The organism is Kitasatospora sp. NBC_00070 (assembly GCF_045041205.1).
Taxonomy (GTDB): Bacteria; Actinomycetota; Actinomycetes; order Streptomycetales; family Streptomycetaceae; genus Kitasatospora.
Map to the genome: position 1 here is coordinate 2,431,924 of NZ_CP108247.1, position 12,394 is coordinate 2,444,317.

General features: G+C 72.5%; 11 protein-coding genes. 7 read left to right on the plus strand and 4 right to left on the minus strand.

The features are described 5' to 3' along the window. The first annotated feature begins 19 nt into the window (after nt 1-19). The 7 genes from OHV05_RS11155 to OHV05_RS11185 all read left to right on the plus strand — a co-directional run bounded on the left by OHV05_RS11155 (nt 20) and on the right by OHV05_RS11185 (nt 7,921). The gene (locus OHV05_RS11155) at nt 20-1,006 is read left to right on the plus strand and encodes an LLM class flavin-dependent oxidoreductase (protein WP_405017536.1); all 987 of its coding nucleotides are present in this window, start codon (nt 20-22) and stop codon (nt 1,004-1,006) included. A gap of 28 nt (nt 1,007-1,034) precedes the next feature. After that, complete coding sequence (locus OHV05_RS11160; protein WP_405017537.1) at nt 1,035-1,811, plus strand: thioesterase II family protein; 777 nt, start codon at nt 1,035-1,037, stop codon at nt 1,809-1,811. Between the two features lie 124 nt (nt 1,812-1,935). Beyond that, nucleotides 1,936-3,390, plus strand: a complete 1,455-nt coding sequence (locus OHV05_RS11165) for an MFS transporter (RefSeq protein ID WP_405017538.1) — start codon at nt 1,936-1,938, stop codon at nt 3,388-3,390. A 157-nt stretch (nt 3,391-3,547) separates the two neighbouring features. After that, complete coding sequence (locus tag OHV05_RS11170) at nt 3,548-4,570, plus strand: ketoacyl-ACP synthase III family protein (RefSeq protein WP_405017539.1); 1,023 nt, start codon at nt 3,548-3,550, stop codon at nt 4,568-4,570. A 57-nt stretch (nt 4,571-4,627) separates the two neighbouring features. Then, nucleotides 4,628-5,653 carry a 3-oxoacyl-[acyl-carrier-protein] synthase III C-terminal domain-containing protein gene (locus tag OHV05_RS11175; protein ID WP_405017540.1) on the plus strand — a complete coding sequence of 342 codons (1,026 nt, stop codon included), beginning with the start codon at nt 4,628-4,630 and terminating at the stop codon, nt 5,651-5,653. Nucleotides 5,654-5,715: 62 nt separating this feature from the next. Further along, nucleotides 5,716-6,909, plus strand: a complete 1,194-nt coding sequence (locus OHV05_RS11180) for a cytochrome P450 (RefSeq protein WP_405017541.1) — start codon at nt 5,716-5,718, stop codon at nt 6,907-6,909. A gap of 217 nt (nt 6,910-7,126) precedes the next feature. Next, nucleotides 7,127-7,921, plus strand: coding sequence for a BTAD domain-containing putative transcriptional regulator (locus OHV05_RS11185; RefSeq protein ID WP_405017542.1), 795 nt, complete (start codon nt 7,127-7,129; stop codon nt 7,919-7,921). Between the two features lie 89 nt (nt 7,922-8,010). Here the strand turns inward: OHV05_RS11185 and serS are convergent, their stop codons facing one another. From serS to OHV05_RS11205, 4 genes are all read right to left on the minus strand, one after another. After that, nucleotides 8,011-9,291 (minus strand): serine--tRNA ligase, encoded by a 1,281-nt coding sequence (gene serS, locus OHV05_RS11190; protein ID WP_405017543.1) that lies wholly within the window; start codon nt 9,289-9,291, stop codon nt 8,011-8,013. Nucleotides 9,292-9,331: 40 nt separating this feature from the next. Continuing rightward, the gene (locus OHV05_RS11195; RefSeq protein WP_405017544.1) at nt 9,332-10,834 is read right to left on the minus strand and encodes an APC family permease; all 1,503 of its coding nucleotides are present in this window, start codon (nt 10,832-10,834) and stop codon (nt 9,332-9,334) included. Nucleotides 10,835-10,943: 109 nt separating this feature from the next. Continuing rightward, complete coding sequence (locus tag OHV05_RS11200; RefSeq protein ID WP_405017545.1) at nt 10,944-12,164, minus strand: beta-ketoacyl-[acyl-carrier-protein] synthase family protein; 1,221 nt, start codon at nt 12,162-12,164, stop codon at nt 10,944-10,946. Then, nucleotides 12,164-12,394, minus strand: a complete 231-nt coding sequence (locus tag OHV05_RS11205) for an acyl carrier protein (RefSeq protein ID WP_403040327.1) — start codon at nt 12,392-12,394, stop codon at nt 12,164-12,166. Before OHV05_RS11205 ends, OHV05_RS11200 begins: the two co-directional genes overlap by 1 nt.

Genomic DNA, 12,394 nt, shown 5'->3' on the forward strand with positions numbered 1-12,394 from the left:
CGAGGACGAGGAGTCCGCAATGAGCACCACGACCCAACCGCTGCGCTTCGGGCTGCTGCTCCCCACCCGGGAGATGGCGATGACGGGCGAGTACGCCGTCGGGCCGCTGCTGGAGCTGGCCCGGGAGGCCGAGGCGGCGGGTTTCGACTCGGTGTGGACGGGTGACTCGCTCACCGCCCGCCCCCGGCTCGACCCGCTGATCGTGCTGGCCGCCGTGGCGGGGGCCACCTCCCGGATCTCGGTGGGCACCGGCGCGCTCACCGCCGCCCTGCGGCACCCGCTGGTCGGCGCGAACATGGTGGCCAGCCTGCACCACGCGGCCGGTTCCCGGCTGGAGTTGGGCGTCGGCGCGGGCTTTCCGATGCCGGAGAGCGAGGCCGAGTTCGACGCGGTCGGCGTCCCGTTCGCGGGCCGGGCCGGGCGGCTGGACGAGACCGTCCGGCTGTGGAAGCAGGCCTGGGGCAGCGGCGGGGATCCGGCCGCCGGCAGCTTCCGGGGCAAGCACCTGTCGGCGGACCTGCTGCACCGGCTGCCGCCCGCCGCCACCGCGGCCGGCCCGCGGGTCTGGCTGGCGGGCAGCGACACCCCGCGGGTGCTGGAGCGGGTCGCCACGGGCTACGACGGCTGGCTGCCGTTCCTGCCCACCACCGAGGCGTACGACCGGGCCTGGCGGCGGATCGGCGAGCTGCTCGCCGAGCACGGCCGGCCCGCGGACGCGGTCGTCCCCGGCCTGTACGCCACCCTGAACGTCGACCCCGACCGGGCCCGCGCCGCCGCCGGTCTGGACGAGTACGTCCGCGGCTACTACGGCCGCCCGCTGGACGTGATGACCGGCATCCAGGCGTACGGCTACGGCTCCGCCGAGGAGTGCGCCGAGTGGCTCACCGGCTACGTCCGGGCGGGTGCCCGCCATGTGGTGCTGCGGATCGGCTCGTTGGACGCCGCCCGGCAGTTCAAGGAGCTCGCCGAGCACGTCCTGCCGGCCGTCCGCGCCAGCGTCGGCTGACCACCACCGCCTCACCCCAGGAGAGAGCATGACGACCCCGACCGCCACCGGCCAGTGGCTGCAGCCCGCCGAGATCCGCCCCGACGCCACGATCCGGCTGTTCCTCTTCCCGCACGCGGGCAGCGGCGGCACGATCTACCGCAACTGGCACGAGTACCTGCCGTCCGACATCGCCCACCAGATCGTCCAGCTGCCGGGCCGTGAGAAGCGGTTGGGCGAGACGGCGTTCACCGAGATCGAGCCGCTGGTGGAGGCGGCCTACGAGGCGATCGCGGACGACCTCGACGACCGGCCCTACGCCTTCTTCGGGCACTGCCTGGGCGCCCAACTCGCCTACCGGGTCTCGCTGCTGATGGCCCGGGACGGGCAGCCCGCGCCGGTGCTGATCGGCGCCTCGGGCTGGGCGCCCGAGGGGTTCTCGCAGGTGACGTACGAACAGAGCCTGATGCCGGAACCCGAGTTGGTGACGTGGATGCGCACCCTCGGCTCGTTCCCCGAGGAGGTCTACGGCAACCAGGACCTGCTGAGCATGATCGTCCCGGCGCTCCGGGCCGACCTGGCCGTGGTCTCCACCTACGTCGACGACGGCGCGGCCACCAACTGCCCGATCGTGGCGTACAGCGGCAAGTCCGACCCGTTGATGGACCCGGGGGCGATGGCCTCCTGGGACAAGCGCTCCCCCGACTACCTCGGCAACAGCGAGTTCGTCGGCGACCACTTCTACATCGACCACGCGGAGCACGCCCTCGCCGTCACCTCCGACCTGGTGCGCCACCTGCGGCGGGCGGTCGCGACCGGGCACTGACGCTCCAGGGCCCCTCCAGTGCCGCTCCAGCGCGGTCGGGGACCATCCCGGAAACAGTGCTGTATTCAGACGATCACAGACCGTATTCGAACAACCTCCGACGTGAGACAAGGAGTTCGCACCGATGACCGACACCGCGGACCTGAGCACGAAAGCGGGGCCGGCTGCGGCCCCGGCCGAAGACCGCCCCAACTGGGCGACCCTGCCGGTGGTACTGGCGCCCACTTTTATGATCACGTTGGACATGTTCATCGTGAACGTCGCGATCCCGTCCATCCAGGAGGACCTGCACGCCGGCACGGGGGCGATCCAGTTCGTCGTGGCCGGCATCAGCCTCGCCGTCGCGGCCGTGCTGATCACGGCCGGCCGGCTCGGCGACATCTACGGCCGGCGGCGGATGTTCGCCATCGGCCTGGCCCTGTTCACCGTCGCGTCCGCCGGCTGCGGCGTGGCGCCGAACGCCGGTGAACTGATCGTCGGACGGGTCGCCCAGGGCGTCTCGGCCGGCCTGATGATGCCTCAGGTGCTGGCCATCCTGAGCATCGCGTACACCGGCGCGAACCGCCTCAAGGCCTTCAACGCGTACGGCATCGCGATGGGCTTCGCCGGCGTGTTCGGGCAGCTGATCGGCGGCGTGCTGATCAAGGCCGACCTGTTCGGCCTCGGCTGGCGGGCGATCTTCCTGATCAACGTGCCGATCGGGGCCGTCGTCCTGCTGCTCACCCCGCGCCACGTCCCGGAGTCCAAGGGCACCGGCAGCTCGAAGCTCGACCTGGTCGGCACCGCCCTGGTGACGCTGGGTCTGGTCGGCGTCATCCTGCCGCTGATCAAGGGCCGTGAGGAGGGCTGGCCGGCCTGGACGTGGGAGTGCCTGGCCGGTTCCGCCGTGCTGCTCGCCGTGTTCGCGGTCCACCAGCGCCTGCTGGGTGCCAAGGGCGGCGCACCGCTGGTCAACATGGCGCTGTTCCGGCAGCGCGCCTTCTCGGTCGGTCTGATCACCACCATGCTGTTCTACGCGGTGATGTCGACCTTCTTCCTGGTCTTCGCGCTCTACCTGCAGCAGGGCCACGGCCTGTCCGCGCTCGAGTCAGGTCTGATCTTCGTCCCGCTCGGCACCGGCTTCTTCCTGGCGTCGATGCTGGCCAAGCAGATCGGCGCCAAGCTCGGCCGGCAGGCCCTCGCGGTCGGCTCGGTCGTGCTGGCCGTCGGTCTGGTCGTCCTGGAGATCACCGCCGACGGGCTCGGCACCGACGGGGCGATCGGCTGGATCACCCCGGCGCTGCTGGTGGCCGGCTTCGGGATGGGCATGGTGATGGCTCCGCTGTCCGCCACTGTGCTGGCCGGTATCCCGCCGCAGTTCGCCGCCGCGGCCTCCGGTGTGATGTCGACTGCCGTCCAGGTCGGCACCGCCCTGGGCGTCGCGATCATCGGCAACCTCTTCTACAACGCGCTCGGCAGCACCGTCCAGCCCTCCTCGTTCACCCACGCCTTCGTGCTGGGCTGCGAGGTGCTGGCCGCGCTGGCCGTCGTGGTGGCGGTCTCGGTGCAGCTGCTGCCCAAGCCCGCCGCACGCGGCTGACCCACCGTCACACCGCAGCGCCCGTGGCACCCGTGCCACGGGCGCTGCGGCGTCCGCACCCGCCCCGGTCACCGCGTCAGCCGACCGTCAGGGGCGCGTCACCGCCGCCTCCCACACTTGTGCCACCCACACGGGGGCGAGGACAGGGAGACGCGGAATGCGTTGGCAGGACATCTACATCGCGGGCACCGGGGCTTATCTGCCGGAGCGGTTCCCGGTGGCGGAAGCGGTCGAGCAGGGTCTGGTCCGTGAGTTCAACAGCGGCCTCGGCTACGAGTCGGTGCTGATCGAGCGCGGCGGCACGGCCGCCCCTGACATGGCCGTGCACGCCGCCCGGCAGGCCCTGCAACGGGCCGGCATCCCCACCGAGGAGTACGGGCTGCACCTGCACGCGCACCTCTGGTTCCAGGGTCACGACTGGTGGTCGGCGGCCAACTACGTCGCCGCCCGGTCGTCCGGCAACCAGGCCGTCGCCTTCACCCTCGACCAGCGCTCGCTGACCGCGCTCGGCGGGATGCACCTGGCCGCCGGCTACCTCAGCTCGGGCGCCGCCTCCACCGCGATGATCACCACCGCCGACCGGTTCACCGCCCCGATGATCGACCGCTGGAACACCCAGCGGCAGCTGATCTTCGGTGACGGCGCCACCGCCGCCGTGCTGTCCCGCAACGGCGGGGTGGCCAAGCTGGTGGCCACCGTGGCGTTCGGCGAGAACGAGATGGAGACCTGGACCCGCGGTGACGAGCCGTTCCTCGACTTCCCCGGCCAGAGCTCCCCGGTGCCGGTCTTCGAGCGCGCCGAAGCCCGGATGACCGCGCCCGAGGCGGCCAACGACTGGAAGCTGTGGGTCGACAGCATGGTGCGGCTCAAGGACGAGGTGCTGGCCGAGGCCGGCATCGGGATCAAGGACATCGTCCGCGCCGCCATGCCCTTCCAGCACCGCGGCGACGGCCAGGCCGAGATGCACGACCTGATCGGCCTCACCGAGGAGCAGACCGTCTGGCGTGAACTCGGCCGCCACACCGGCCACATCGGGGCCGGCGACCCGTTCGCGGGGATCAACCACCTGCTGGAGCACAAGCTGGTCGCGCCCGGCGACCACGTCCTCGCCTACGGCTGCGGCGTCGGCTTCAACTTCTCCGCCGCCGTCCTGCAGATCACCGAAACTCCCGCCTGGTGACCCGGATCTGCGCCAGACCGACCGGCATCCGCACCGTCTGACTCCGGAGACCCCATCATGCGTCACACCACGGACATCCATCTGACGGCCACCGGGACCTGGCTGCCCGACCACCGCCGGCCGCTGGCCGACGCCGTCGCCGCCGGACTCGTCGGCGAGAGCCACCGCGACCTCGGCTACGAGTCCATCGCCGTCGAGGAGTCCGGCACCGCGCCGGTCGACATGGCGGTCGCGGCGGCCCGGCAGGCCGTCCACCGGTCCGGCCGGGCCGGTGCCGAGTTCGGCCTGCACCTGCACGCCAGCGTCTGGTTCCAGGGCCTGGACTGCTGGGCCCCGGCCGCGTACGTGGCCAACCACTCGGTCGGCCCGCAGGCCATCGCGTACAGCATCGACCAGCGGTCGGCCGGCGGTCTCGGCGCGCTGCACCTGGCCGCCGCCTATCTGGCCTGCGGCACCGTCAGCAACGCCCTGATCACCACCGGGGACCGGTTCGACGGCCCCGCGATCGACCGCTGGAACTCCTACGTCCAGGCGATCTGGGGCGACGGCGGCACCGCGCTCGCGCTCTCCACCGAGGGCGGGTTCGCCCGGCTGCTGTCCAGTGTCGTGGTGAGCGACAACAGCCTGGAGCGGTGGGACCGCGGCGCCACCCCGTTCGCCGCCGGGCCGCTGCTGGAGACGCCCGTCCAGGTCGAGAAGCGGTTCGAGCAGCACGCCGCCACCCCGGGCGCCGAGGCCGAGTTCGGACGGTGGACGGCTGCCGTGCTGGCGGCCCGGGACCAGGTGCTGGCCGAGGCCGGGGTGCAGCTGGGCGACATCACCCGCGCCGTCCTGCCGTTCGTCCACCGCGGCGGCGGCCAGGCCGAGTTGCACGACCTGCTCGGCCTCACCGAGGAGCAGACCGTCTGGCGTGAGCTCGGCCGGCAGGTCGGGCACCTGGGCGCGGGCGACCCGTTCGCCGGGCTCGACCGGCTGCTCCAGGACGGGGCGCTCGCCGTCGGCGACCGGGTCCTGCTCTACAGCGTCGGGGTCGGGTTCACCATGGCGGCCGCGGTCATCGAGATCACCGACCTGCCCGCCTGACCCTCCGTCACCGGCGAGACCCCACTCATCCGTCCCGCACGACCACGCCCCGAGGAAGAGCCGTGACCGACACCGAGACGCTCCTGGACTACCCGCTGCCGCGGACCGACCCGCTGCTCCCGCCGCCCGCCTACACCGAACTGCGGAACGGCCCGCCGAAGTTGGTCAGGGTCAACGGCGGCCGCCGGGCCTGGCTGGTGACCAGGTACGACGACGTCCGCTCCGCCATCGCCGACCCCCGGGTCAGCTCGGACGACATGGCGCCGAACTTCCCGGCGCTCATCCCGCTGCCGCCGAGCCCCCGGGCGCTGTCGATGTTCCGGATGGACAACCCCGACCACGCCACCCTGCGCCGGATGGTCATCCCGGAGTTCACCGCCCGGGCCACCCGGGCGATGCAGCCCGACGTGGTGCGGATCACCGAGAACCTGCTCGACGCACTGGCCGCAGGCCCCAAGCCCGCCGACCTGATGGCCGCGTTCGCCGACCCGCTGCCCACGCTGGTGATCGCCCGGCTGCTGGGCGTGCCGTACCAGGACCACGAGGTCTTCCAGGAGAACGGCCGGATCGTCACCTCGCCGACCGCCACTCCGGAGGAGGCCGGCGCCGCCTTCGTCACGCTGACCGAGTTCATGAGCCGGCTGATCGACGACAAGTGCAAGGACCCGCAGGACGACCTGATCAGCCGGCTCTGCGTCAAGTACCTGATCCCCGGCGAGATCAGTCACGACGACCTGCTGGCGATGGCCCGGCTGCTGCTCTTCGCCGGTCACGACACCACCGCCAACCAGATCGCCATCAGCGTGCTGTTCCTGCTGGAGAACCCGGGCCAGCTGGAACTGCTGCGGGCGGACCGCAGCCTGATCCCGAGCGCCGTCGAGGAGCTGCTGCGCTTCGCGTCCATCAAGCAGCACGACTTCATCCGGACGGCGGCCGAGGACATGGAGATCGGCGGCGTGCCGGTCGCCAAGGGCGAGGGCATCATCTTCGCGCTCCCCTCGGCGAACCACGACGAGACGGCCTTCCCCGACCCCGGCCGCCTCGACATCACCCGGGACGCCCACCAGCACCTGGCCTTCGGTCACGGCATCCACAAGTGCGTGGGCGCCCCGCTGGCCACCCTGGAGCTGGAGACCGCGATCGGTGCGCTGCTGGACCGCTTCCCCGGGCTGAGCCTGGCGACCGGTCTGGACGAGGTCCCGTTCCGCGACGACATGCTGCTCTACGGCGTGCACAAGCTGCTCGTCACCTGGTAGCCGGCCGGCCGTACCACCCGTGAAGCCCCGTCCCCGGCACCCCGGGGGCGGGGCTTCGGGCCGTCCGGAGCCTTCGGCCACCGGCCGCCCGAGGTGACGAAATCGCTCCAGTGGTAGTCGAGTTGACGGACCGACAATCCGAACACCCAATCCAGTCGGGATTGGTTCACCTCGTACGAGTGAAGGATCAACGGTTCCTCACCACAGGGAGACAACAATGCAGTTCAGGATTCTCGGGTCGGTCGGGGCAGTCGTCGACGGCCGGTTCTGCACGGTCCCGGGAACCCGGCAGCGCACCCTGCTGGCCACCCTGCTGACCCGGCCCGGGCGCCTGGTGCCCGCCGAACAGCTCTACACGGAACTCTGGGGCGACAACCCGCCCGCGACCGTGGAGAACTCCCTCCAGGCCCATGTCTCCCGCCTGCGCCGCACGCTGCGCAAACTCGGCGGCCCGCACGGGGATGTACCTCCGCTGATCACGCAGGCGTCGGGGTACATCCTGGACGCGGCACCCGAGGACATCGACGTGAACCTGTTCCGGGAGCGGCTGGCCCAGGCCAGGCGGGCGATGACCGTCGACAGCGAGGTGGCGGGCGAGCTGCTGGAGGAGGCCCTCGCGCTCTGGCAGGGCTCCCCGCTGCAGGACGTGGCCCCGGGACCGCTCTGCCAGAGCGAGGCGCTCCAGTTGGAGGAGGAGTACCTCGCGGCGCTCGAGGACAAGCTCTGGCTCGGCACCTGCTGCCCCGAACCATCGCTGGTCATCGGCGAGTTGAAGCGCATGAGCATCACCCACCCGTGGCGCGAGCGGATCACCGAGATGCTGATGCTGGCGCTGTACCGCAGCGGCCGGCAGGCCGAGGCGATCGAGGCCTACAACACCGCCCGTGAGCGGTTGGTCGACGAGCTCGGCATGGAGCCCTCCCCGCAGCTGAAGAACCTCTTCCGGGAGGTCCTCAACCAGGCGCCCGGTCTCTACCACCCCAACCCGCTGCAGCAGCTCAAGTCGGCCTGAAGGACGCGCGGAACCGCACGAAGTCGGAAGGCCATGGTCCGGGGCCTTCCGACTTCGTGCGGTTCCGCGTGCCCCTCGGGCGGCACCACTCAGCTGCCGCTGGTGGCACCCCCCGGCAGGATCCGCCGGAATCCGGCGTACGGGACGAGCGCGTCCGGCAGCAGCACCGAACCGTCCTCCTGGACGCCCTGCTCCAGCAGGGCGGCGATGGTCCGGCCCACCGGCAGCGCCGAGCCGTTGAGGGTGGCCGCGGGCAGCTTCCCGCCACCCGCCACCCGGTGCCGGATGCCCGCCCGGCGGGCCTGGAAGCTGCCGCAGTCCGAGACCGAGGAGATCTCCCGGTAGGAGTCGCTGCCAGGCAGCCAGACCTCGATGTCGTACGTCATCCGGGCCGAGAAGCCCATGTCCCCGGCCGGCAACAGGACCACCCGGTAGGAGAGTTCCAGCCTGCGGAGGCACTCCTCGACCTGACCGACCATCAGCTCCAGCTCGCGCTGGGCGTCCTCCAGCGCGCAGATCCGGACCAGCTCGACCTTCTCGAACTGGTGCAGCCGCAGGATGCCCCGGGTGTCCCGGCCGTACGAGCCCGCCTCGGCGCGGTAGCACGGCGTCCGGGCGGTGAAGGCGAGCGGCAGGACGCTCTCGTCCAGCAGTTCGCGGGCCACCAGGTTGGTCAGCGGGACCTCGGCGGTCGGGATCAGGAAGAGCTCCCGGTCCCCCACTCTGGTCGCGAACAAGTCCTGCTCGAATTTCGGCAGTTGGCCGGTGCCGGTCATGGTCTCCCGGCTGACCAGGTGCGGCACGGAGTACTCGGTGTAGCCGTGCTCCTCGGTGTGCAGGTCGAGCAGGAAGGAGGTCAGGGCCCGCTCCAGCCGCGCGCCCGCGCCCCGGCTGACCGTGAAGCGGGCACCGGACAGCCGGGCCGCCCTCGGCCCGTCCAGGATGCCGAGCGACTCACCGAGGTCGGCGTGGTGCCTGGCCTGGCCGGCGGCGGGCCGGAGCGCCGGGCCACCGCGCCGGATCTCCACCGCCTGCTTCTCGCTGTCGCCGTCCGGGACTTCGTCCAGCGGGAAGTTCGGGATGCCCGACATCCGCTGCTCCAGGTCGAGTTCGACCTCCCGGACGACGGCCTCGGCCTGCTGCACGTCCTCCCGCAGCCGGCGCGACTCCTCCCGGGCCTGCTCGGTGGGCGCCCCGCCGCCGCGCGAGGCCCGCTTGAGCTCGGCCCGCAGCCGGGCGACCGTCTCCACGGCGGCGGACCTGCGCCGGTGCGCGGCCGCCAGCGGGTCCAGCTCCAGCTGGTACCGGCGGCGGGCCAGCCGGCGGACGGCCTCCGGGCCCAGCTCGATCAGCTCACGTACATCGTGCACGGCACTCTCCTTCGGAGCGTTGCGGCGTCTGGGGGTGTTCTCAGGAGACGGAAGCGGGCACCTTCACCGGCTGGACGGGCTCCGGGAGCGGTGCCACGGCCCGGTGGCTCTGCGCGAGCCGCCCGTACCGGGCCGGCTGCGCGGACCGCAGCCACCAGGCGTAGCCGAGCCCCAGCGCGCCCACCACCGGGACCACCCAGGGCAGCGCGGCGACCAGCGTGTTCCCGGTGCCGGTCAGCAGCTCGAAGTTGCCCACCACCAGCCAGACCGTGGCCGCCAACCCCAGGAAGCCGAGCAGCGGCGCGACGGCACCCTGCCACCAGCCGAGCCGCAGCCCCTTCCGGGCCAGGCCGAGCACCGACAGCGCGGCCAGGGCCTGGAGCACCACGATGCCCAGGGTGCCGAGGCCGAGCATGCTGGTGGTCAGGTCCGCGTACGGGTCCAGGCCGGCGAGGGCGAAGCCGGTCACCGCGACGGCGCTGACCACGCTCTGGAGCACGCTGGCCCGGTGCGGGGAGGCGTGCCTGCGGTGCACCACGGCCAGCCCGGCCGGCAGCAGGCCGTCGGCGGCCAGCACCTGGGTGTACCGGTTGGCCGCGCTGTGCAGGGCCAGGGTGGCGGCGAACAGGCTGGTGCAGAGCATGATCTGGAGCAGGGTGGCGCCGGTCGAGCCGAGGTAGTCCGTGCCCAGGGTGAAGAACAGCTCCCCCAACTGCTCGGTGGAGACCTGGCGGACCTGGTCGGCGCCGATCGCGCCCACCGCCGCCCAGCTGGTCAGCGCGTAGAACCCGGCGATCAGCAGGACGGCCAGGTAGGTGGCGCGGGGCACGCTGCGCCGCGGGTCCTTGGCCTCCTTGCCGTACAGCGCGGCGGACTCGAACCCGATGAAGGAGACGAACGCGAACATCAGCGAGACCCCGAGCCCGGGGCCGGACACGACGTCCGGGGAGAACGAGGCGGTGGGCAGGGCGGAGGTGCCGTGCCGGCCGAGGACGGCGAGGTCCAGCGCGGCCAGCACGCCGATCTCACCGATCATCAGGACGGCGAGCACCCGGGCGCTCACCGCGATGTCGCGGTAGCCCAGCAGCGCGACCGCCGCCAGCCCGACCGCGGCGCACAGCTCCCACGGGAGGTCCAGGCCGTGGTCGGCCAGCACGAGCTGGGTGAAGTAGCCCAGGGCGCCGACCAGACCGATGGTCGCGCAGTTGTAGGCGAGCAGGGCGATGAAGCCGCCGCCCACCGCGGGCGGGCGGCCGAGCCCGTCGGCGATGGAGGCGTAGAAACCGCCGGAACCGCCCGTCCGGCGGGCGCTCACCGCGTAGCCGACCGAGAAGCAGAGCAGGGTCACCCCGGCGAACGCGAACGCGGCGGGGACGCCGGCGCCGTTGCCGATGGCGAAGGCCAGCGGGACGGTGCCGACCATGGCGGAGAGCGGTGCGGCGGCGGCGACGATCAGGAAGACGATGTGACTGGTGGTCAGGCGTCCGGCGGGGGGCGAACCGGCCGTGCTCACTGATCTCGCCGAGGGGCTGGTGACGGTCATCGGGGCTCCAAGGAGGGAGGGCGCCAAAGGACGGTGGATCGGGGAGGGCATGACGACGGGCCTGCGGCCGGGTGTGGGGCCCCGGGCGCAGGCCCGTCCGGAGGGTTGGTCAGGCGGCGGCGATCGCCAGGACGGCGTTCTGCCCGCCGAAGCCCAGCGAGCTGCTCAGCGCGAACTCCACCCGGGTCTCGGCGACCGAGGTGGCGACCTTGATCTCCATCTCGGGGTCGAGCGTGCGCAGGTTGGCGGTGGGCGGGACGACGCCCTGCTCCACCGAGAGCACCGTGAAGACCGCCTCCACCGCACCCGCCGCGCCGAGCAGGTGGCCGGTGACGCCCTTGGTGGAGGTGACCAGCGGGTCGCCGGTGAACACCCGACGGATCATCCTGGCCTCGGCGAGGTCGTTCAGCGGGGTGGAGGTGCCGTGCGCGTTGACGTGCCGGACGTCGCCCGGGCCGGCCCCCGCGTCGGCCAGCGCCGCCCGGACGGCGGACTCGATGCCGAGGCCCGCCGGGTGCGGGGTGGTCATGTGGTGGGCGTCGGCGGTGGCCCCGAACCCGGCGATCCGGGCCCGGATCCGCGCGCCGCGCGCCCGGGCGTCGGCCGCCCGCTCCAGGACCACCACACCGGCGCCCTCGCCCGCGACGAAGCCGTCGCGGTCGACGTCGAAGGGCCGGGAGGCACCCGCCGGGTCGTCCTGGCGCCGGGAGAGCGCACCCATCTGGGCGAAGCCGGCCATCACCAGGGGGGTGATCATCGCCTCGCTGCCGCCCGCGATCACGATGTCGCAGCGGTCCAGCAGCAGCAGGTCGCGGGCGGTGCCGATGGCCGTGGCGCCCGAGGCGCAGGCGGTGGCCACCACCAGGTTGGGGCCGGTGGCGCCGAACTCGATCGCGGTCTGCCCGGCCAGCATGTTGGGCAGCTGCATCGGCAGCAGCAGCGGGGAGACCCGGGCGGCGGACTGCTCCACCAGCACCCGGTGCTGCGCCTCCACCGTCCCGGGGCCGCCGTCGGCGCACCCCAGGACGACGCCCACCCGGGCGCCGTCCCAGGTCCGCGGGTCGAGTCCGGCGTCGGCGATCGCCTCACGGGCGGCCACCAGCGCGAACTGGGTGAACGGGTCCAGCCGGTGGGCCCGGCGGCCGCCGAGCAGCTCGGCGGCGTCGAAGCCCGGGACGCGGCAGGAGATCCGGACCGGGTTCCGGTCCAGCACCGGGTCGAGCGCGGCCGTCGGACGGCCCTCGCAGACCCCCGCCCAGCTCGCGGCGACCCCGATGCCGGCGGGGGTGACCAGCCCCAGGCCGGTCACTGCAACGTCGATGCCGGCCATCAGACCCGTGCGCCCGCTTCCTCGATCAGGGCGGCCATCTCGCCGATGGTCTCCGCCTCCAGCAGCTGGTCGTCGCTGATGGAGATGCCGAGCTCGGCCTCCAGCAGCAGCGACAGCTCGACGACGGCGAGCGAGTCCAGCTCGACGTCCTCCTTGGTCGCCTCGGGGGTGACCTGCTCCGGCATCACCTTGAGCTTGCTGACCAGGATTTCCTTGAGCATCTCGAACAT